The following is a 21677-nucleotide window of genomic DNA, read 5'->3' as shown; positions in this document are numbered from 1 at the left end:
TTCACCACTCTGGTAGGAATTCCGGTAATGGTCCGGCGTTCCTGAGTGTGTGATTGCGCAATGTTCAGCTATGCAGTCCGCGTCCTACGTTTGCGTAGGATCATTCCTCTTTGCCAGTGGGAATGGCGAGAATAAAAAAAGCCGCCAGCTGTAAGGCTGGCGGCGTTATTTTTATTTGATGCGAATTTAAACAGTATGCAGATACCAGTTGTACTCAAGATCGGAGATGGAGTGTTCGAACTCCTCCAGCTCGCTCTCCTTACACGCGACAAAAATGTCGATGTATTTTGGATCGATGTACTTGGCCATCACTTCGCTGTCGTCCAGCTCGCGCAGTGCATCACGCAGGTTGTTCGGCAGGCTCTGCTCGTTCTGCTCGTAGGAGTTGCCTTCCACGGGCGCGCCCGGTTCGATCTTGTTGACCAGGCCGTGGTGCACGCCAGCCAGGACCGAAGCCATCAGCAGGTACGGGTTGGCGTCGGCGCCGGCAACACGGTGCTCCAGGCGGACCGCGTCGGCGGAACCGGTCGGTACACGTACCGCTACAGTCCGGTTATCCAGACCCCAGCACGGTGCGTTGGGCACGTAGAACTGTGCGCCGAAGCGACGGTAGGAGTTGACGTTCGGGCACAGGAAAGCCATCTGTGCCGGTAGGGTCTCGAGCACACCGCCGATCGCGTGACGCAATGCGGCGTTCTGCTCGGGATCCTCGCTGGCAAAAATATTCTTGCCGTCTTTATCAAGGATCGAGATATGGACGTGCAGTCCATTACCTGCCTGGCCCGGGTAAGGCTTGGCCATGAAGGTGGTGTCCATCTCATGGTCGTAGGCAATGTTCTTGATCAGGCGCTTGAGCAGTACCGCGTAGTCACACGCCTTGATAGGGTCGGCCACGTGGTGCAGGTTCACTTCGAACTGCGCCGGGGCACTTTCCTTGACGATCGCGTCGGCAGGAATGCCTTGCTCCTTCGCACCTTCCAGAATGTCCTGGAGGCAGTCGACGTATTCGTCGAGGTCGTCGATCAGGTAAACCTGTGTCGAGTGCGGGCGTTTGCCGGAAATCGGCGAGCGCGGAGGTTGCGGGCGACCGTTCACGTTCTCCTGGTCGATCAGGTAGAACTCCAGTTCGAACGCGGCACAGATCGTAAGACCCATTTCGTCGAACTTGGCGACAACCTGACGCAGGACTTCCCGGGGGTCGGCGAAGAAGGGTTCACCTTCGAGTTCGTGCATGGTCATCAACAGTTGCGCAGTAGGGCGCTTCTGCCAAGGCTCGTTGCACAGGGTGTCAGGGATTGGATAACAGATTCGGTCAGCATCGCCGATGTCCAGGCCCAGCCCGGTGCTTTCCACCGTCGAGCCGTTGATATCCAGGGCAAAGAGGGAGGCCGGCAGGTTGATGCCTTTCTCGTAAACCTTGTGGAGGCTGGTGCGTTCGATGCGCTTGCCGCGCACCACACCATTCATATCCGCAATCAGAAGGTCAACGTACAGAACCTCAGGATGTTCCTTAAGGAACGCGTTCGCTTCGTTAAGCTGAACGGCACGCGGGGGTACCGACATGATGCAACACCTTTGTTGTTAAAAATATCAATCATTGATCTCTTCGGGTTTCAGTCAACCCGAACGGCATGCCGAAGTCAAGCGAGGCCTTTTTTGCCCTAAAAAAGCGCCCATGAGGCTTTTTTGAGGCACTTTGGGGCATTTTTTTGCCCTCGGGCTTATTACCAGCCGCAGGCTTGAGCGGGCCGTGTTGTATTTTTTACGGGGGTGTTGTGTAAAAAAATGAACAAGGCTAAGCTCGAATCAAACCCATAACAGCAATAATACCGGGGTGTTTCATGTCTCGCCTGCCGTTAATCGGCGTCACCGGCTGCTCACGGCAGACCGATCAGCTGGCAGCGTCCGATATTCTGGACGGTCTGGATGGCATTCTCTTTACCGGCTCTGCATCCAATATAGAACCGTTTCACTCCAGCGGCCCGTACTTCGTAGCGCAGACTGCCGATAATTCTGCACGCATCACCCATACACCTGTTGCCCCACGCTTCTTTCGAGGCGAGCATTCATGTGCCCGGCAATTGCAAGGGCAATCTGTACCACACGACGCCGATGCGTCAAACAACGCCTGACTTATCAGAGTCCGGAAACTCAGCCTAAGAGGCATTTATGAGTCACAACCTCGACCAGCTCACCGATTGGTTGAAAGACCACAAGATCACAGAAGTCGAATGCATGATCGCCGATCTGACCGGTATCACCCGGGGCAAGATTTCGCCGACCAACAAATTCATTGCGGAAAAAGGCATGCGCCTGCCCGAAAGCGTTCTGTTACAGACCGTGACTGGCGACTATGTCGAAGACGACATCTATTACGAACTGCTCGACCCGGCCGACATCGACATGATCTGCCGTCCCGACCAGAACGCGGTGTACCTGGTGCCGTGGTCCGTGGAGCCCACCGCCCAGGTGATCCACGATACCTATGACAAGCAAGGCAACCCGATTGAGCTGTCGCCGCGCAACGTGCTCAAGAAAGTGCTGAAACTCTATGCCGACAAAGGCTGGCAGCCGATCGTGGCGCCGGAAATGGAGTTTTACCTGACCAAGCGCAGTGACGACCCGGACTACCCGTTGCAACCGCCAATTGGCCGTTCCGGTCGTCCGGAAATCGGTCGTCAGTCGTTTTCCATCGAGGCGGCGAACGAGTTCGACCCGCTGTTCGAAGACGTCTATGACTGGTGCGAACTGCAGGAGCTGGACCTCGACACGCTGATCCACGAAGACGGTACGGCGCAGATGGAAATCAACTTCCGTCACGGCGATGCCCTGTCCCTGGCCGACCAGATCCTGATCTTCAAGCGCACCATGCGCGAAGCGGCCCTCAAGCATGATGTGGCTGCCACCTTTATGGCCAAGCCCATGACCGGTGAGCCGGGCAGCGCGATGCACTTGCACCAGAGCATTATCGACATCGAGACCGGCAAGAATGTCTTCTCTAATGAAGACGGGACCATGAGCCAGCTGTTCCTGCACCACATCGGCGGGCTGCAGAAGCTGATCCCCGAGCTGCTGCCGCTGTTCGCACCGAACGTCAACTCGTTCCGCCGCTTCCTGCCGGATACCTCGGCGCCGGTAAACGTGGAGTGGGGCGAAGAAAACCGCACGGTGGGCCTGCGGGTGCCGGATGCCGGGCCACAGAACCGTCGAGTGGAAAACCGCCTGCCGGGTGCCGATGCCAACCCTTACCTGGCGATCGCCGCGAGCCTGCTCTGCGGCTACATCGGCATGGTCGAAGGCTTGAACCCAAGTGCGCCGGTGGTGGGACGTGGTTATGAACGCCGCAACCTGCGCCTGCCACTGACCATCGAGGACGCGTTGGAGCGCATGGAAAACAGCGCGACCGTCGAGAAGTACCTGGGCAAGAAATTCATCACTGGCTACGTCGCGGTCAAGCGGGCCGAGCATGAAAACTTCAAGCGCGTGATCAGTTCATGGGAGCGGGAATTCCTGCTCTTCGCCGTCTGATGCGCCGCGGCGCGGTAGGAAATAACCGCGCCCTCACTGCAAACTTAGGAGAATTCGCATGACTAGTAACAATCCGCAAACCCGTGAGTGGCAAGCACTGAGCAACGACCATCACCTGGCACCGTTCAGTGACTTCAAGCAGTTGAAGGAAAAAGGCCCGCGCATCATCACCAGCGCCAAGGGCGTCTACCTGTGGGACAGCGAAGGCAACAAGATCCTCGACGGCATGGCCGGCCTGTGGTGTGTGGCCATCGGTTACGGTCGCGACGAACTGGCTGACGCAGCCAGCAAGCAGATGCGCGAGCTGCCGTACTACAACCTGTTCTTCCAGACTGCGCACCCTCCCGTACTGGAACTGGCCAAGGCCATTGCCGATATCGCGCCGGAAGGCATGAACCACGTGTTCTTCACCGGCTCCGGTTCCGAAGGCAATGACACCATGCTGCGGATGGTGCGCCACTACTGGGCGATCAAGGGCCAGCCGAACAAGAAAGTCATCATCAGCCGCAAGAACGGCTATCACGGTTCCACTGTGGCCGGCGCGAGCCTGGGTGGCATGACTTATATGCACGAACAGGGCGACCTGCCGATTCCAGGCATCGTTCACATTGCCCAGCCGTACTGGTTCGCCGAAGGCGGCGACATGACGCCTGAAGAGTTTGGCGTGTGGGCTGCCAACCAGCTGGAAGAAAAAATTCTGGAAATCGGCGTTGATAACGTCGGTGCCTTTATTGCCGAGCCGATCCAGGGTGCCGGTGGCGTGATCATTCCGCCTGAGACCTACTGGCCGCGCATCAAGGAAATCCTCGCCAAGTACGACATCCTGTTCGTGGCGGACGAAGTGATCTGCGGTTTCGGTCGCACCGGCGAGTGGTTTGGTTCCGATTTCTACGACCTCAAGCCCGACATGATGACCATCGCCAAAGGCCTCACCTCCGGCTACATCCCAATGGGCGGCCTGATCGTGCGCGACGAAGTGGTGGCAGTGCTCAACGAAGGCGGCGATTTCAACCACGGTTTCACCTATTCCGGTCACCCGGTGGCGGCTGCGGTGGCGCTGGAAAACATCCGCATCATACGTGATGAAAAAATCATCGAGCACGTCCACGCAGAAACGGCACCGTATTTGCAAAGTCGCCTGCGGGAACTGAACGATCACCCACTGGTGGGGGAAGTACGTGGGGTAGGGCTGCTGGGGGCGATCGAACTGGTCCAGGACAAGGCCACTCGCAAGCGTTACGAAGGTAAAGGCGTCGGCATGATTTGCCGCACCTTCTGCTTCGATAACGGCCTGATCATGCGCGCCGTCGGCGACACCATGATCATTGCTCCGCCACTGGTGATCACCAAGGCGGAAATCGATGAGCTGGTGACCAAGGCTCGCAAGTGCCTGGACCTGACACTGAGTGCGCTGCAAGCCTAAGTGCTAGGCTCTGAGCGGGGTGCAAGGTTTGCATTTCGCTCAGGGCAAACAAAGGATGGGTCTTTCCTTGAAAGCCTGCCTCGGATCTTGCCAGACTACCGGTTGTTTCAGATGCCCGGCAAAGGCCGCTGAGCACGTGGTTAAAAAGAAAAATTGGAGCATTACCCATGAAGGCATTAGGTATGAAGATAGCTGGCAAGACCCTCCTGGCCATGTCCCTGATGGGCATGATGGCAGGCGCAGTTCAGGCGGACGATAAGGTTCTGCACGTCTACAACTGGTCTGATTACATCGCACCTGACACCGTCAAGAAGTTCGAAGCCGAGTCGGGCATCAAGGTGGTCTACGACGTATTCGACAGCAACGAAACGCTGGAGGCGAAGTTGCTGGCAGGCAAGTCCGGCTACGACATCGTCGTGCCGTCGAACAACTTCCTGGCCAAGCAGATCAAGGCTGGCGTTTACCAGAAACTCGACAAGTCCAAACTGCCGTTGTGGAAAAACCTCAATACCGACCTGCTCAAAGCGGTATCGGTGAGCGATCCGGGTAACGAACATGCATTCCCGTACATGTGGGGTTCGATCGGTATCGGCTTCAACGACGAAAAGGTCAAGGCAGCACTGGGCGCCGATGCACCAACCAATTCCTGGGACCTGATCTTCAAGCCTGAAAATGCTGCCAAGCTGAAATCATGCGGCATCAGTGTCCTCGATTCGCCAACCGAGATGATTCCGGTGGCGCTGCACTACCTGGGCTATCCGACCGACAGCCAGGACAAGAAACAACTGGCTGAAGCTGAAGCACTGTTCCTGAAAGTCCGTCCTTCGATCGGCTACTTCCATTCGTCCAAGTACATCTCCGACCTCGCCAACGGCAACATCTGTGTGGCCATCGGTTACTCGGGCGACATCTACCAGGCCAAGTCCCGTGCGGCTGAAGCCGGTGACAAGGTGAAGGTCAGCTACAACATTCCGAAAGAAGGTGCTGGCAGCTTCTACGACATGGTCGCCATCCCGAAAGATGCCGAAAACGTCGAAGGCGCCTACAAGTTCATGACCTTCCTGATGAAGCCGGAAATCATGGCAGAGATTACCAACGCCGTGCGCTTCCCGAACGGTAACGCTGCGGCAACACCGCTGGTTGATAAAGACATCACCAGCGACCCGGGCGTTTATCCACCAGCCGACGTTCTGGCCAAGCTGTACGCGATTGCCGACTTGCCGGCCGCTACCCAGCGAATCCTGACCCGCAGCTGGACCAAGATCAAATCGGGTAAATAAATAAACCTGCAGGAGCGAGCTCGCTCGCGAAGAACGCTGGAGCACCGTTGGGTGCCAGGCATCCCGAGTTATCGTTGGCGACCATCGCGAGCGAGCTCGCTCCTACAGGGCTATATGCATAAAAGTTTTGCTGGAACGGTTTTTCGAGGGTAAGTTGCGCGCCGGTTTGTTGTCGGGCAGTCGAGGGCTGTCATGCAGCGCGGGGCAACTTGGGCCCAACTAATTTCAGAGGACCTCCACTTGCCTATTTCTTCTTTGTTTCGCAATGCCCTGTTGATGGCTGCCGGACTGACAGTTGCTGTCGGTGCCCAGGCCGCCGGTACGGTGCATATTTATAACTGGTCGGACTACATCGGTCAGACCACCCTGGAAGACTTCCAGAAAGAGACCGGCATCAAGCCGGTGTATGACGTCTTTGACTCCAACGAAACCCTGGAAGGCAAGTTGCTGGCCGGGCGCACCGGTTACGACGTCGTCGTGCCGTCCAACCACTTCCTGGGCAAGCAGATCAAGGCGGGCGCATTCCAGAAACTCGACAAGTCGAAGCTGCCCAACTATTCGAACCTCGACCCGGTGCTGCTCAAGCGCCTGGAGCAGAACGATCCGGGCAACCTCTATGCCGTGCCGTACCTGTGGGGCACTAACGGCATCGGTTACAACGTCGATAAGGTCAAGGCGGTACTGGGTGTCGACAAGATCGATTCCTGGGCCGTGCTGTTCGAGCCGGAGAACATCAAGAAGCTTCACAGCTGTGGTGTCGCCTTCCTCGATTCGGCTGACGAAATGATGCCGACAGTGCTCAACTACATGGGCCTGGATGCCAACAGTACCAACCCGCAGGACTACAAGAAGGCTGAGGCCAAGTTGCTGGCGGTGCGGCCTTACGTGACTTACTTCCACTCCTCCAAGTACATCTCGGACCTGGCCAACGGCGACATCTGCGTGGCTATCGGTTTCTCCGGCGACATGTTCCAGGCGAAAAACCGCGCTGAAGAAGCGAAGAAGGGCGTGAACATCGCCTACTCGATTCCCAAGGAAGGTGGCGCGCTGTGGTTTGACATGCTGGCGATTCCAAAGGACTCGAGCAACGTCAAGGAAGCCCACGCCTTCATTAACTATTTGCTGAAACCTGAGGTCATCGCCCAGGTCAGTGATTACGTCGGCTACGCCAACCCTAACCCTGGGTCGGACAAACTGATGGAGCAGTCCATTCGCACCGACGAAGCGGTTTATCCACCGCAGGCAGTCCTCGACAAGACCTACGTGTCCATCGAGCTGCCACCCAATATTCAACGTTTGATGACCCGCAGCTGGACCAAGGTCAAGTCGGGTAAATAGCTTCAAAACTATCCAAGGTTGGCTCACCTTGAGCGAACTGCACTCTGTTTTTTTGGGAGTTTCGTAAATGGCAGTTGCCTCCGGCGCCTACAAGAAAGCCCTCGAGGGCGACCAGACACCTAAACAGGTGCTGGTCAAAATCGACCGGGTCACGAAGAAGTTCGACGAGACGATTGCCGTGGACGATGTGTCCCTGGAAATCAAGAAAGGCGAGATTTTCGCCCTGCTCGGCGGTTCGGGATCGGGCAAGTCCACGTTGCTGCGCATGCTTGCGGGTTTCGAACGGCCTACGGAGGGGCGCATTTTCCTCGACGGTGTGGACATTACCGATATGCCGCCGTACGAGCGGCCGATCAACATGATGTTCCAGTCCTACGCCTTGTTCCCGCACATGACCGTGGCGCAGAACATTGCCTTCGGCCTCAAGCAGGACAAGATTCCCGCGGCCGAAGTCGACGCCCGCGTAGCCGAAATGCTCAAGCTGGTGCAGATGAGCCAGTACGCCAAGCGCAAGCCGCATCAACTGTCTGGCGGCCAGCGCCAGCGTGTGGCACTGGCGCGCTCCCTGGCCAAGCGGCCAAAGCTGTTGTTGCTCGATGAGCCAATGGGCGCACTGGACAAGAAACTGCGCTCGCAGATGCAGCTGGAGCTGGTCGAGATCATCGAACGAGTCGGTGTAACCTGCGTCATGGTGACCCACGACCAGGAAGAGGCCATGACCATGGCCGAGCGCATCGCGATCATGCACCTGGGCTGGATCGCCCAGATCGGCAGCCCGATCGACATCTACGAAACCCCGACCAGCCGCCTGGTCTGTGAATTCATCGGTAACGTGAACATCTTCGAAGGCGAAGTCATCGACGACGCCGAAGGCCACGCGATCATTACCTGCAAGGACCTGGACCGCAAAATCTACGTGGGCCACGGCATCAGCACCTCGGTGCAGGACAAGTCGGTCACCTACGCGATCCGTCCGGAAAAACTGCTGGTTACCGCCGACATGCCGACGTGCGAATACAACTGGTCCAGCGGCAAGGTCCACGACATCGCCTACCTGGGCGGCCATTCGGTGTTCTACGTCGAGCTGCCAAGCGGCAAGCTGGTGCAGTCATTCGTGGCCAACGCCGAACGTCGTGGCCAGCGTCCGACCTGGGGCGACCAGGTCTATGTGTGGTGGGAAGACGATAGCGGCGTGGTACTCCGCTCATGAACATGCGCAAATTCAAACGCCGCCTCAATCGAATAATTCCCGGTGGCCGCCAGCTGGTCATCGGGGTTCCGTTCATCTGGCTGTTCCTGTTCTTCATGTTGCCGTTCTTCATCGTATTGAAGATCAGCTTCGCCGAAGCCGACGTGGCCATTCCGCCGTACACCGAGATCTACAGCTTCATCGACCAGAAGCTCCAGGTGCTGTTGAACCTGGGCAACTACGCGATGCTGGGCGACGACGAGCTGTACATCGCCGCGTATCTTGGCTCGTTGAAGATGGCGCTGATCAGCACGGTCCTCTGCCTGCTGATCGGCTATCCGATGGCCTACGCCATCGCCAGTGCCCGCAAAGAGATGCAGACGGTGCTGGTGCTGCTGATCATGATGCCGACCTGGACCGCGATCCTGATCCGCGTGTATGCGTGGATGGGCATCCTCAGCAACAACGGCCTGCTCAACGGCTTCCTGATGACCATGGGCTGGATCAACGAACCGCTGCAAATCCTCAACACCAACCTGGCGGTGTATATCGGCGTGGTTTATTCCTACCTGCCGTTCATGATCCTGCCGCTTTACGCCAACTTGGTGAAGCATGACAACAGCCTGCTGGAGGCGGCCTCCGACCTGGGCTCGAGCACGTTCAACAGCTTCTGGAAAATCACCATTCCATTGTCCAAGAACGGCATCGTCGCTGGCTGCATGCTGGTGTTCATTCCGGTCGTGGGTGAGTTCGTCATCCCGGAACTGCTCGGCGGTCCGGAAACCCTGATGATCGGTAAAGTGCTGTGGCAGGAATTCTTCAACAACCGTGACTGGCCGGTGGCGTCTGCCCTGGCGGTGGTGATGCTGGCGATCCTGATCGTGCCGATCATCCTGTTCAACCGTAGCCAGGCCAAAGAGATGGAGGGCAAGGAATGAAGCGCTTCCGTTTCTCGAGTTTCATGCTGGTAGTAGGACTGCTGTTCATCTACGCGCCGATGCTGATCCTGGTGATCTACTCGTTCAACGCCTCCAAACTGGTGACGGTATGGGGTGGCTGGTCGATCAAGTGGTACGTCGGCCTGATGGACAACACCCAACTGATGGGCTCGGTGCTGCGCTCGCTGGAGATCGCCTGCTACACGGCGGTTGCGGCGGTAGCGCTGGGTACACTGGCGGCCTTCGTGTTGACCCGGATCACCCACTTCAAGGGGCGCACGTTGTTCGGTGGCCTGGTCACCGCGCCGCTGGTGATGCCCGAGGTGATTACCGGTCTGTCGTTGTTGCTGCTGTTCGTGGCAATGGCGCAGATGATCGGCTGGCCCCAGGAGCGTGGCATCGTCACCATCTGGATCGCTCACACGACGTTCTGTGCCGCGTATGTGGCGGTGGTGGTGTCGGCGCGCTTGCGTGAGCTGGACCTGTCCATCGAAGAGGCCGCCATGGACCTTGGCGCACGGCCGTGGAAGGTGTTCTTCCTGATCACCATCCCGATGATCGCGCCATCGCTGGCAGCGGGGGGCATGATGTCCTTCGCGTTGTCCCTGGATGACCTGGTGTTGGCGAGTTTCGTTTCCGGGCCGGGGTCTACGACCTTGCCGATGGAAGTGTTCTCGGCCGTGCGCCTGGGCGTGAAGCCTGAGATCAACGCCGTGGCCAGTTTGATTCTGCTGGCGGTGTCGCTGGTGACCTTCCTGGTGTGGTTCTTCAGCCGGCGTGCGGAAGAGTCGCGCAAGAAAGCGATCCAGCAGGCCATTGAGGAAAGCGCTGCCGACTCATGGAAGCAACCGGACGTGCGTCGTGCGCAGGCACCGCAAGCCGTTTGAGTCTGTAGGCTCGAACACCTGTGGGAGCGAGCCTGCTCGCGATGAGGGTTTAACGTTCAACGAAGATGTTGAATGTCAGTCCGCAATCGCGAGCAGGCTCACGCCCGCAAGGGCTGTTCGCCGGGTGCGGAGTCCAGGTGCCGCAGCCCAGCAGCATGAAGTCTTCCACAGGTTTTTCAGCGGTCAGGAAATCCACGGGGACTTGCGGATGATCTCGACAAAGTTCATCGGCTTGAAACCTGGCTCACTGTCCACCAGCACATCCGCATTCACCGTGCCGAAGGTGGTGCCTGGCTTGTCCTTGAAGCCGTTGGCAAAGGCACACAGGATGCACTCCTTGAACCCTTCACCCCGTGGATGCGCATGCACCACCGCCTCGCGCTGCACGGTGGAAAACGTCGCGTAATCGATGCCCAGCACATCCATCTCGACCCCTGCTGTTACCAGGGCCACGTTGGGGCGAAGGTGTTGCGGCACTCCCGGCGTGGTGTGCAAGGCAATCGATAACCACACCTGTTCGATGTCGTCGTCGCTTAAGCCATAGGGCTTGAGGAAGGCTTTGGCGGCGTTCGCACTGTCGACCTCGAAACGCTCATCGGCAGAGCGGTGGCCTTCCACCAGGCCCAGGTCATGAAACATCGCGCCGACGTAAAGCAGTTCGGGGTCGTAGGCCAACTGCTGGCGTTCGCCGCTAAGCGCGCCGAACAGGAACACCCGGCGAGAATGGTGATAAAGCAGGTCTGACTCGACGTCGCGAATGTATTCGGTGGTGGCCCTGGCCAGGGCGCTTTCGGGGATCTGGATGCCGGCGATGTGGCTGCTCATGGGTGCTTTCCTCGTGGGAACGCCTTGGTGGCGCTGATGGAACAAGTCTGTTCCTGCACCACACAGCGGACAATCGAGCCATGGCTGCGATCCTTGCCAATGAACGTGCATATCGCGCCAGCCTCGCTTGTTTCGCCGCGATTGGCTAAGTTCCTGTAGGCGCGAGCTTGCTCGCGATGGAGCTGAACGATGAAGAGGACTGCCTGGACGAAATGGCGCCATTAAGTCCATTGCGAGCAAGCTCACTCCTGCTGGGGGCATTGAATGGGGGCAAGTCTGTCATGAGTAAAACCGTTGCCATTGTGGTCTTTGCCGGCGTTCAGTCCCTGGACGTCACCGGGCCCATGGATGTGTTTTCCGAGGCCAATCGTTTCCTGGCACCGGCCGACCACTATCGCCTGGAAGTGATTGGTGTCGAGCATGGGGTGATGGCCTGTTCCAACGGTTTGGCAGTCAATGCCCATCGGCATTACTGCGAAGCGCTGGATGACTATGACCTGCTTCTGGTGGCCGGCGGCCCGCAGTTGCCGTACATGAATTTCGGCGCAACTTTTGATGCCTGGCTGCGCGACGCCAGCGCTCGGGCGCAACGGTTCGGCTCGATCTGCAATGGCGCATTCATGCTTGCCCGAGCCGGGTTGCTGGAAGGCAAAACGGTGACCACCCACTGGGGCGATGCGGCGGCGCTGGCCGCTTTATGTCCTGGTACGCGTGTCGAAGCCGACCGGCTGTACGTGCAGGATGGCGCGCTATACACCTCGGCGGGGGTGACTGCAGGGATTGATCTGTCGCTGTTCCTGCTGGCCCAGGATCACGGCCCGGAAGTCGCCTTGAGCGTGGCGAAGCGCCTGGTGGTGTTCACCCAGCGCTCGGGCGGGCAGTCGCAGTTCAGTCCATTCCTCACGCCCCATGCCGAACCGACCTCGGCGGTGGCGCTGGTGCAGCTCCATGTGCTGGCCAACCTCACCGGGGACCTGACCATCGCCGACCTGGCCAACGCCGCCAACATGAGCGCCCGTAATTTTTCCCGGGTGTTCGCCCGGGAAGCGAAGATCACCCCGGCGGAGTTCGTCGAAAGGGCTAGGGTGGATGCGGCGCGGGTGTTGCTGGAGAGCACCCGTGCACCACTGAAGACAGTGGCGTATCAGTGTGGTTTTCGCGATGCACAGCACATGCGCAGTGTGTTCAACCGGCGGCTGGGGGTGACGCCCCAGCAGTTCAGGCTGAATTTTGCGGTGGTGGTGTGAGGCGCAGGTCTGGGGTTGTCCATGCGGGCCCCATCGCGGGCAAGCCCGCTCCCACAATGGTCGCGCCGATCACAAATCATGTGTACGGCGCAGATCCTGTGGGAGCGGGCTTGCCCGCGAAGGCGTCAGCCCAGGCAACACAAATCTACTGAGCCACTGGCACCAACTTCAAAGTACTGCGCGTATTCGCCGCCACTTCCTCTTCATTGAGGTAAGCCTGGAAATAGACCCCTTCGATATACGCCTCGGCCTGGTCTTCATAGTGGCTGTTAAAGGGCACGCCGCTCTGACCGACCGGGTTGACGGTCAGGCTGTGGGCCGGGTCGGCGAAGTCGATCAGGCGCCGGGTCGACGGGCCATAGGTGACAGGCCAGGGCGCCGGGCCGATCTTCGCCGACAGGTTGTTGGGGACTTCATGAGTGCCCGGCGCGGGGAACGGGCCGACGTTGAAGACCTGGTCCAGCGGTTTTTGCTGCCCTACCGGATGACCATGGGTCAGGGTATGCGCCTTGCCCCACTGCCACTGCGCGAAGTCTGCGCCAAGCGTGTTCCGAAGGTGCACCAGGCTCGCTTGCCATGCCACCTTGACCGTGTCGGCGCGGGTTTCCTTCACCAGGGTGTCGCGGTTGTCCCACCACGGTGAATCAGCGCTGGCGGCCAGGCGCGGCAGTGCGGCATCGATCACCCGGGTCGACAATAGGGTGTCGAAAAACCCATCGCCCAGCTCGTCATGCATGGTCGCGTCAGTCAGGTTGAACAGGAACTGGTTGAACAGCGTGGCATTGGTGGAGTCCAGCGGGTAATCACCTTGCCACTGGGCCAATTGCTCCACCAACCGCAGTTCGGCAGGATCGCTCACCACTTCGCGTAACACCGGCAACAACGGGGCGAGCAAGCGTGGCCCGTAGCCGGTGGTGGTGCCCAGTTGCAGCTTCTGGCTGGCTTCCAGGTCCCACTTGACGGCTTTGTCGCCGAGCTGGCGATTGAGCTGCTGGCCACGATCCGCCAGGTTGTAGTACCCGGGGATGTCCATGCCGGTTGGCGATACCGGCTGGAAGTTGGCCGACACGATATAGCCCCGCGGCGGATTTTCTTCCTGAGGGTTGGCGCTGAACGGGTAGAAGCCGTCCTTCTCCGCCTCGGCAGTGCTGCCATCGAGAATAAAGCCACCCCGCACGCCCGCGGGGCGCCTGGGTAGCTGCGCTGCCGCCCACCAGCCAATGTCGCCCTTGGCATTGGCCCAGACGATGTTCAGGCCGGGCGCCTGGACCTTGGCTGCGGCACTGCGCGCCTTGGCCAGGGTGTCTGCGCGGTTGAGCTGGTAGAAGCCTTCGAGAATCGGGTTCGGGCTTTCGAGGAAGCCCCACCACATGGCGATCGGGGTCTTGCCCACATTCGCGCCCAGCGCATCGTTGACGATCGGCCCATGGGGCGACTGGCGCAGTACCAGGGTCACTGGGGTCTGACCCTTAACCGCTATCTGCTGCTCGCTGGAGGTCATGTCCACCCACTTGCCGCGATACCAGACCTGGTTGGGGTTGTCCGGATTGACCTTCTCGGCGATCAGGTCCAGGTCATCGTTCTGGAACATGGTGATGCTCCAGCCGAAATCGTGATTCAGGCCGAGTGACGCAAACGGCATCAGCGCCTGATAGTGACCGTAAAGGTCAAAGCCGGGTGCCGAGAGCTGCGCCTCATACCATACCGACGGCGCCGAGAAGCGAATGTGCGGGTCACCCGCCAGCAGCGGCTTGCCGCTCTTGGTGCGGCTGCCGGCGACGACCCAGGCGTTGCTGCCTTCGAACTGCGGCAGGCCGTGTTCCGCCAGGGCCTGTTCACTCAGGCGGGCGAGGGCGTTGAGGTCCTTCCAGTCGACACTGGCAAGGGGCCTGGCAGCGCCACCCTGGTGATTGGCCAGCACGCCTTTGGGCTGCCAGTCGAGATCGAACACATTGAGGTAGTTCGCACCGAGTTGATCACGCACGTAGGTCAGCAGGGGCTCGGTACGAAACGCTGCGGCGAAACTGTAGGCCATGTAGCCGGCGATACTGATGGTGTCCTGTGCGGTAAATGGGCGCTTGGGAATGCCCAGCACGTCGAACTCGACCGGTCGCGCATGGCTGTCCTGGTACTGATTGATGCCATCCAGATACGCCTGCATGGCGATAAACGCCGGCGACTGTTGATCCAGGTTGGCGAAGTAGGTCTCAGCGCGCTCCCGGATGCGCAGGCTACGCATCAGCTTGTCGGTATCGAGCAGTTTGGGCCCCAGCACTTCGGCCAGTTCACCCCGGGCGAGGCGACGCAGCACTTCCATCTGGAACAGCCGGTCCTGGGCGTGCACATAGCCCAGCGCGCGGTACAGGTCGGGTTCGTTTTCGGCGCGGATATGCGGGACCCCGCGTTCGTCGTAGCGCACCGTGACCGGACCCTGCAGGTGTTGCAGTTCAACCATGCCCTTGCGCGTCGGCTGTTTGCTGTAGACATACCAGCCAGCGCCGGCAGCGAGCACCACAACCAGCAGGACGAGAACGGTCAGGAGGCGTTTCATGGTGATTCCTTGTTCTTGTTATGAGTGACAGCAATTCCCTGGCGACACTGTTTAACACGACCTGCCGCGACGGCCCATCGCCCTTAGGAGGGATTCGTATTGCCGGATCTTCCCTACTTCGTTGCCGCGACAGGCCAGGGGCAGTAACACCCCACCGCCAGTGTGTGAGTGGCGCTCACCTCACGGCCTTCGTTCAGCGCCTGCAGGATCGGTTCGATGAAGCTGTTACTGGAATTGCACGTCAGGCCTTCGCTGTAGGGGCCAAAATAGGCCAGTTTGCCGGTTCGATCCCATATCGCCACGGCGGGGCTGGCGGGGATCTGCTCGGAGCCAGGCAACACGTTGATGTTTTTCAGCCCGCCGAGGGTGCTCGGTAACTGCCCGTGACTACCGGGTTTTTGCACCGAGTAGAACTCGATGCCCTGTGGAACATAACGCTCGACCAGCTCACTGAGATGCTGCTGGTTGCCGACATTGCAGGGGCACGCAGGGTCCCAGAAGTGCACCAGGCGAATGGCCCCGGGGCCTGCAAGGTCGTCCGGCAGACGCAAGGGGTCGCCGGAGAATACTGCCGTATGTTCACTGAATGCGCGCAGGTAGCGACCTTGAAACCAGTCGTATGCCGCCCACAGTACGACGGCGCACACGAGGGTGAGCAGGCTGGCGAGCAGTGTGGTGCGGTAGGCCGGGCGCATGGAATGCTTTCCTTGGAGGTCGGTTAGCTTGCCATGCTTGCCGGGACAGATGAATATCGCAGGCCGATAAAGTCCGTTTCACTTGCTGGAAATTGCTCATGTCTGCCACTTTCGCCCCCGATCACTTGCGCGCCAGCCTGCGGCCATTGGCCGATGCCCAGCCATTGTCGGAGCAAGCGCGGGCGTATCGGCACTTTTATGGCCTGGATTTTCCCGGGCGAGAACTGCGCACTGGCCTGGGCCGATTCGAGGTGGGTGGTTATCAGCTGGTCAGTCAGTTCTGGTGGCCCGCGCGGGCGAAAGCGACGTTGTTCCTGTTTCATGGATTCTACGATCACACCGGGTTGTATCGGCACGTGATCGACTGGGCGCTGGATCAGGGCTTCGCCGTCATTGCCTGCGACCTGCCGGGGCATGGCCTGTCCAGTGGCGAGCGGGCGAGCATTCGGGATTTCAGCGAGTACCAGGACACGCTGCAGGGCTTGTTTGCCGAAGCGGAGTCGATTGATCTGCCGCAGCCGTGGCACTTGTGCGGGCAAAGCACCGGGGGTGCGATTGTGATTGATCATGTGCTCAACGCGGGCGCGAAAAGCCCAGCCCAGGGCCAGGTGATTTTGCTGTCGCCACTGGTTCGACCGCGGGCGTGGGGTTGGTCACAATTGAGTTATCACCTGCTCAGGCCCTTCGTCAAAGGTATCGCCCGGCGCTTCAGCGAAAACTCCAACGATCCGGACTTCCTGCCCTTCCTGCAAGCCGACCCGCTACAACCGCTGCGCCTGCCCACTGCCTGGGTAGGCGCGCTCGCCCGTTGGGTCAAGCGTATCGAGGCAGCACCGCACAGCTTGCGTCGGCCGCTGATCGTGCAGGGGCAGGCGGACATGACGGTGGACTGGCAGCATAACCTTGGGGTGTTGCGGACTAAATTCGACCGGCCGCAGGTGTTGATGCTGCCTGAGGCGCGGCATCATCTGGCGAATGAGACGCTGGCTTTGCGGGCGGAGTATTTTGGGTTCTTGACCAAGCGGATCAAGGGGCGGAATTTGTAGCGGCAGTGATCGCCCCATCGCGGGCAAGCCCGCTTCCACAGTTGACCGAGTTATCCAGCCGAATGTGGTCCATGTTGGAGCGGGCTTGCCCGCGAAGAGGCCCTCTCGGGCGCTGAACATCATTCGCCAGGATTAGTTTGCCCCACCGCCAACCCCGCCCGAATAGCTGCCAGCGCCGCCTGGTAATAAGCCTTGCCTTCGGTCGATTCGGCAAAGGTCGCGAACTCTTCCAGCTCGGTATCCGACAGGTCGCGATAGACGTACAGCAAGGTGTTGTTCAGGTCGCTGCCGATCTGGTCCATCAGGCGCTGGCGCTGACCATTCAACATGCCCTGAGCCTGGCCGCCACCCAGCAGGCCGGGGATCATGGAGCTCAGACTGTCCGCCGCGACGCCGGCAATCGCCAGGCTGACTTCGGCGCCCGCTTCGCGCGCAGGCAGGGCCTGGGCCAGATGTCCGATGATCAGCAGGCGCGTGTCACTGGCCTCGATTTTCGGCAAGCCCTTGGCATTCTTCGCCAGCTGATCGCGGCGGGTTGCCAGCAACTCCGCCGCGACGATTTTTTTGCCCAGCGGTGACTGGAAAAAGGCCAATGCCGGCTTGGGATCGGCCAGGGTCTTGCGCAGTTGTGCCTCGGCCCGCTGATCGACCGCTTGAGGCGCAAAACGCTGATTGCTGTTGTTCACCAATGCCTGGAACACTGCCGGTGGCAGGCTGTTCTGGTAACGCTGCTGTGCCGCCGACAAGGCATCGTTAAAATGCGCGCGTTGTTCCGGCCAACCGGCGACCTTGTACAACTGGTCGTGATCGTCTGCCCAGGCGGGTAAAACGCAGAACATCAACAGTGAGAAAAGCAAACGACGCATTAGGGACTCCTGTCAGCAGGCGACTATTCTCCGTGTGGCATTCGGACTTGTCGAGAATTCGTATCAAGCCGCTGCATGGCTCTGTCGGATTTGCAGGCACAGGAATACTATGCGCGCCATGCAAATACCCTCTGATCATCCGCTGCTGTTACGTATCGTCGACGACCTGGCCACACATGGCTGGTCGCAGCAGAATATTTTCCTGCCTCTGGGTCTGACCCGGGAACTGGCTGCTGAGTGCCATAAACGTTCAGCCGAAGGTGAATTGGCGCCTGCCGCCGTGGGTCGCGGGCCCACTTCGGAGATTCGCGAGGGCATTCGTGGTGACCGCATTCAGTGGATCGAACCCGGCCAGGCGCTGGCGTGTGACAGTTATCTACAGCTGATGGACAGCCTGCGCGAGGCGATGAATCGGGGCCTGTTCCTCGGCCTGGAGGATTTCGAAAGCCATTTCGCGCTGTACCCGCCAGGCGCCTTTTACCTCAAGCACGTCGACCGCTTTCGCGACGACGACCGGCGCATGGTGTCGGCGGTGGTCTACCTGAATGATGCCTGGCTACCCGAGCACGGTGGCCAGTTGCGCATGTACCTGGACGAAGGCGTGCAGCATGACGTCGTGCCAACCGGCGGCTGCCTGGTGGTCTTCCTGTCCGGCGAGGTGCCCCACGAAGTCCTGCCCGCCAGCCGAAATCGCCTGTCGTTGACCGGCTGGTTCCGGCGTCGCGGCAACGAGCCCTTCTGACCATGCAGAAAATTCTGGTAAGCCGCTGCCTGCTGGGTCACCGCGTTCGCTACGACGGCGGTGCCAGTGGGCCTTTCGATCAGTTGCAGCAATGGGTCGGTGAGGGTCGGGTCGTGCCTTTGTGCCCCGAGGTGGCCGGCGGCTTGCCGACTCCCCGGGCTGCTGCGGAAATCCCCGGCGGGCAGGGCGGTGAAGTGCTGGATGGGCGGGCGGCGGTCATCACCACTGATGGTGCGGATGTCAGCGCCGAGTTCCTGTCGGGGGCTTGTCAGGCCCTGGAACTGGTGCAAAAGCACGGCATCCGGATTGCGGTGCTGAAGGCCAACAGCCCGTCGTGCGGGAATCTGTTGACTTATGACGGGACGTTCAGCGGTGTGAAGGTCAACGGTGAGGGCGTCACAGCGGCATTGCTGCGACGCCACGGGGTGCAAGTCTTCAGCGAGCTGCAACTGCCGGAAGCGGCCCGTGCTTTGACCGCACAAGACTAACCGCCCGAACACGTTTCCTTTGGGAGCGAGCCTTCTCGCGTTGGCGGCCTGTCACTCAACACTTTAGCTGGATATGCCGGCCTCATCGCGAGCAGCGCGCTCCCACAGGGTTATCCATCTGCCTCGGCTCAGGGCTTCGGCGCCACACTCGTATCCGCACCAAACCACTTCTGCGACAGTGCCTGCAGGCGTCCGTCCGCCTTGATCCGCCCCAGCGCATTCTCCAGGCTGGCATGAAACGCCGGGTTGCCCTTCTGGAACGGAATGGCCAGTTTCACCGGCACAGCCGCCTTGGGTTTGTCCTGCGCCAGGCTCTGCACCAGCAGTATGGAGCGCGGCTCCGCTTCTTTCTGCGCGATCAGATCCGCCTTGGCATAGCTGTAAGGTTCGGTGAAGTCGAAACGATCCTTCAGATCCGGGGTCAGTGCTATGTGGTTGATGGCGACGTCGTATTTGCCGCTTTCAACCCCAGGCAACAGCTCACTGGCATCGGCAACGACGAAGTCGGCCCGCACGTCCAGCTCTTGGGCCAGCAGCTGGCCCAGTTCGACTTCAAAGCCGGCGAGCTTGCCGTCGTCCTTGAAATTGAAGGGTGGTGTATTAGCCTCAAGAGCGATGCGTAGTTCGCCACGGTCGTTGATGTCGTCAATCAACTCGGCATGAGCCAGTGGGCTCAAAAGGGGTAGCAGGCAGATCAGGCCAGGCAAAAAACGCATGGTCACTCCTTTGAATTCATTATTGCGAGGCTCTGGATCGGCTCGCTTTGCTATGGTTGTCGAGTGCCTTCGACAACAAATGGTCATGAAGTTGTCATGACTGCGCAGATTTTACGTAAAAACTGGAGAAGAGAATGAAAACCTTTATGTCACGAGCAGCATTGGCTGGCCTGTTGATGGGGGCTTCGATGCTGGCAACGGCAGCCACTCCGGCTCCCAAGGGAGCAGAAGCGTTCATCGTGTCGCCCGAAGACGGCGCCAAGGTGCCACAGGAATTCAAGGTCAAGTTTGGCGTCAAGGACATCTCCCTGGCCCCGGCTGGCGATACGACCAAACACACCGGTCACCACCACCTGCTGATTGATGTCAAAGAGCTCCCAGCCGCCGGTCAGCCGATTCCGACGGACGCCAACCACATGCATTTCGGCAAGGCGCAGACCGAAGCGACCATCAAGCTGCCGCCAGGCAAGCACACCTTGCAGCTTGAGCTGGGTGACAGCGGCCACATTCCGTTCGATCCGCCGATCGTGTCGAAAAAGATCACCGTGACTGTAGAGTAATTTTTCGCAGGCATGAAAAAGGGAGCCCGAAGGCTCCCTTTTTTGTCGCTCAACATCGCTGTCAGAACAATACGCGGCAACGAATGGTGCCGTTGATGTGCTGCAGCTTCTCCTGGGCGATCTCCGAGTAGTCGGCGTCGACGTCGATCACTACGTAGCCGACTTTCTCGTTGGTCTGCAGGAACTGACCGGAAATGTTGATGCCGTTTTCGGCGAAGACCTTGTTGATCTCGCTCATCACGCCCGGAATGTTCTCGTGGATGTGCAGCAGGCGATGCTTGCCAGGGTGAGCCGGCAGGGCCACTTCCGGGAAGTTCACCGACGATACCGAGGTACCGTTATCGCTGTACTTGACCAGCTTCTCAGCCACTTCCAGACCGATGTTGGCCTGCGCCTCGGCGGTGGAACCACCGATGTGCGGGGTCAGGATAACGTTGTCCAGGCCACGCAGCGGGCTTTCGAACTCTTCGTCGTTGGAGCGGGGTTCTACCGGGAACACGTCGATGGCTGCGCCGATCAGGTGTTTGTCCTTGATCGCGTCCGCCAGGGCGTCCAGCTCGACCACGGTGCCGCGCGCAGCGTTGATCAGGATGCCGCCCTTCTTGATGGCGCGGATTTCCTTCTCGCCGATCATCCACTGGGTCGCAGCGGTTTCCGGAACGTGCAGGGTGACGATGTCGGACATGCCCAGCAGGTCGTGCAGGTTGCCGACCTGGGTCGCGTTACCCAGTGGCAGCTTGGTCACGGTGTCATAGAAGTACACTTGCATGCCCAGGCCTTCAGCCAGTACCGACAGTTGGGTACCGATCGAACCGTAACCGACGATGCCCAGCTTCTTACCGCGGATTTCGAAGGAATTGGCCGCGCTCTTGATCCAGCCGCCACGATGGCAGGAAGCGTTCTTCTCGGGGATGCCACGCAACAACAGAATCGCTTCGGCCAGCACCAGCTCGGCTACGGAGCGAGTGTTGGAGTACGGTGCGTTGAACACTGCGATCCCGCGTTCGCGAGCCGCGTTCAGGTCGACCTGGTTGGTGCCGATGCAGAAGCAACCGACAGCGACGAGCTTCTTCGCGTGATCGAAGATCTCTTCGGTCAGTTGCGTGCGGGAGCGGATGCCGATGAAGTGCGCATCAGCGATCTTTTCCTTCAGTTGGGCTTCCGGCAGAGAACCAGTGAGGTACTCGATGCTGGTGTAGCCCGCCGCCTTGAGGACGTCGACAGCCGATTGGTGGACGCCTTCGAGAAGAAGGAACTTGATCTTGCTCTTATCGAGAGAAGTCTTGCTCATCTGCGTAAACCTGTATCCCGGAGAAAAATGGCAGGAAGTCAGCAGTCGCTGACCCCGGACGGCAGGA

At 59.5% G+C, this 21677-nt stretch carries 20 protein-coding genes and 1 pseudogene; 13 read left to right on the top strand and 8 right to left on the bottom strand.

The features are described from left to right. Positions 1-186 precede the first annotated feature (186 nt). Complete coding sequence (locus tag AAEZ05_RS01390; RefSeq protein WP_045059751.1) at positions 187-1563, bottom strand: glutamine synthetase family protein; 1377 nt, start codon at positions 1561-1563, stop codon at positions 187-189. A 278-nt stretch (positions 1564-1841) separates the two neighbouring features. On the opposite strand from AAEZ05_RS01390, the pseudogene AAEZ05_RS01385 reads away from it, so the two are divergent. From AAEZ05_RS01385 to AAEZ05_RS01350, 8 genes and pseudogenes are all read left to right on the top strand, one after another. Next, positions 1842-2091: pseudogene (locus tag AAEZ05_RS01385) on the top strand (gamma-glutamyl-gamma-aminobutyrate hydrolase family protein); the annotation flags it as partial. Between the two features lie 78 nt (positions 2092-2169). Beyond that, complete coding sequence (locus tag AAEZ05_RS01380) at positions 2170-3528, top strand: glutamine synthetase family protein (protein WP_045059752.1); 1359 nt, start codon at positions 2170-2172, stop codon at positions 3526-3528. 58 nt (positions 3529-3586) lie between these two features. Beyond that, entirely contained in the window at positions 3587-4951 is a 1365-nt protein-coding gene (locus AAEZ05_RS01375) for an aspartate aminotransferase family protein (RefSeq protein ID WP_045059753.1), read from the top strand. Between the two features lie 182 nt (positions 4952-5133). Next, a complete protein-coding gene (locus AAEZ05_RS01370) occupies positions 5134-6231 on the top strand; it encodes a polyamine ABC transporter substrate-binding protein (RefSeq protein WP_045059754.1) in 1098 nt (365 codons plus the stop codon). Between the two features lie 240 nt (positions 6232-6471). Then, on the top strand, positions 6472-7569 hold the full coding sequence (locus tag AAEZ05_RS01365; RefSeq protein ID WP_045059755.1) for a polyamine ABC transporter substrate-binding protein: 1098 nt from the start codon (positions 6472-6474) through the stop codon (positions 7567-7569). Positions 7570-7636: 67 nt separating this feature from the next. Further along, positions 7637-8779, top strand: coding sequence for an ABC transporter ATP-binding protein (locus tag AAEZ05_RS01360; RefSeq protein ID WP_045059756.1), 1143 nt, complete (start codon positions 7637-7639; stop codon positions 8777-8779). Between the two features lie 35 nt (positions 8780-8814). Next, complete coding sequence (locus AAEZ05_RS01355; RefSeq protein ID WP_240889004.1) at positions 8815-9696, top strand: ABC transporter permease subunit; 882 nt, start codon at positions 8815-8817, stop codon at positions 9694-9696. Then, positions 9693-10583 (top strand): ABC transporter permease subunit, encoded by an 891-nt coding sequence (locus AAEZ05_RS01350; protein ID WP_205893136.1) that lies wholly within the window; start codon positions 9693-9695, stop codon positions 10581-10583. The genes AAEZ05_RS01355 and AAEZ05_RS01350 overlap by 4 nt, the downstream gene beginning before the upstream one ends. 49 nt (positions 10584-10632) lie before the next feature. Here the strand turns inward: AAEZ05_RS01350 and AAEZ05_RS01345 are convergent, their stop codons facing one another. Further along, a complete protein-coding gene (locus AAEZ05_RS01345; RefSeq protein WP_160298063.1) occupies positions 10633-10779 on the bottom strand; it encodes a hypothetical protein in 147 nt (48 codons plus the stop codon). Then, on the bottom strand, positions 10767-11408 hold the full coding sequence (locus AAEZ05_RS01340) for an HD domain-containing protein (protein WP_350646462.1): 642 nt from the start codon (positions 11406-11408) through the stop codon (positions 10767-10769). Before AAEZ05_RS01340 ends, AAEZ05_RS01345 begins: the two co-directional genes overlap by 13 nt. A gap of 281 nt (positions 11409-11689) precedes the next feature. Here AAEZ05_RS01340 and AAEZ05_RS01335 point away from each other — a divergent pair, with 281 nt between their 5' ends. After that, positions 11690-12655, top strand: coding sequence for a GlxA family transcriptional regulator (locus AAEZ05_RS01335; protein ID WP_045060004.1), 966 nt, complete (start codon positions 11690-11692; stop codon positions 12653-12655). A 145-nt stretch (positions 12656-12800) separates the two neighbouring features. On the opposite strand, the gene AAEZ05_RS01330 is transcribed toward AAEZ05_RS01335, so the two are convergent. After that, positions 12801-15206, bottom strand: a complete 2406-nt coding sequence (locus AAEZ05_RS01330; protein ID WP_205893134.1) for a penicillin acylase family protein — start codon at positions 15204-15206, stop codon at positions 12801-12803. 113 nt (positions 15207-15319) lie between these two features. Further along, positions 15320-15901 (bottom strand): DUF6436 domain-containing protein, encoded by a 582-nt coding sequence (locus tag AAEZ05_RS01325; RefSeq protein ID WP_045059761.1) that lies wholly within the window; start codon positions 15899-15901, stop codon positions 15320-15322. Positions 15902-15999: 98 nt separating this feature from the next. Here AAEZ05_RS01325 and bipL point away from each other — a divergent pair, with 98 nt between their 5' ends. Further along, positions 16000-16947 (top strand): phospholipase BipL, encoded by a 948-nt coding sequence (gene bipL / locus AAEZ05_RS01320; protein ID WP_350646461.1) that lies wholly within the window; start codon positions 16000-16002, stop codon positions 16945-16947. A 119-nt stretch (positions 16948-17066) separates the two neighbouring features. Here the strand turns inward: bipL and AAEZ05_RS01315 are convergent, their stop codons facing one another. Continuing rightward, a complete protein-coding gene (locus AAEZ05_RS01315) occupies positions 17067-17813 on the bottom strand; it encodes a DUF2059 domain-containing protein (protein WP_045059763.1) in 747 nt (248 codons plus the stop codon). A 109-nt stretch (positions 17814-17922) separates the two neighbouring features. On the opposite strand from AAEZ05_RS01315, the gene AAEZ05_RS01310 reads away from it, so the two are divergent. Continuing rightward, positions 17923-18555, top strand: a complete 633-nt coding sequence (locus AAEZ05_RS01310; RefSeq protein ID WP_045059764.1) for a 2OG-Fe(II) oxygenase — start codon at positions 17923-17925, stop codon at positions 18553-18555. 2 nt (positions 18556-18557) lie between these two features. Further along, positions 18558-19043 carry a 2-thiouracil desulfurase family protein gene (locus AAEZ05_RS01305; RefSeq protein ID WP_045059765.1) on the top strand — a complete coding sequence of 162 codons (486 nt, stop codon included), beginning with the start codon at positions 18558-18560 and terminating at the stop codon, positions 19041-19043. Positions 19044-19171: 128 nt separating this feature from the next. On the opposite strand, the gene AAEZ05_RS01300 is transcribed toward AAEZ05_RS01305, so the two are convergent. After that, complete coding sequence (locus tag AAEZ05_RS01300) at positions 19172-19759, bottom strand: transporter substrate-binding domain-containing protein (protein WP_045059766.1); 588 nt, start codon at positions 19757-19759, stop codon at positions 19172-19174. A gap of 134 nt (positions 19760-19893) precedes the next feature. Here AAEZ05_RS01300 and AAEZ05_RS01295 point away from each other — a divergent pair, with 134 nt between their 5' ends. After that, on the top strand, positions 19894-20319 hold the full coding sequence (locus AAEZ05_RS01295) for a DUF4399 domain-containing protein (protein ID WP_045059767.1): 426 nt from the start codon (positions 19894-19896) through the stop codon (positions 20317-20319). A gap of 61 nt (positions 20320-20380) precedes the next feature. On the opposite strand, the gene serA is transcribed toward AAEZ05_RS01295, so the two are convergent. After that, positions 20381-21610 carry a phosphoglycerate dehydrogenase gene (serA, locus tag AAEZ05_RS01290; RefSeq protein ID WP_122841096.1) on the bottom strand — a complete coding sequence of 410 codons (1230 nt, stop codon included), beginning with the start codon at positions 21608-21610 and terminating at the stop codon, positions 20381-20383. Between the last annotated feature and the right edge of the window lie 67 nt (positions 21611-21677).

The sequence above is a fragment of the Pseudomonas sp. HY13-MNA-CIBAN-0226 genome, from assembly GCF_040310305.1.
GTDB classification, from domain to species: Bacteria; Pseudomonadota; Gammaproteobacteria; order Pseudomonadales; family Pseudomonadaceae; genus Aquipseudomonas; species Aquipseudomonas gregormendelii.
Note: the sequence above shows the minus strand (reverse complement) of the source record. Positions and strands in the feature narration are given on the sequence as shown.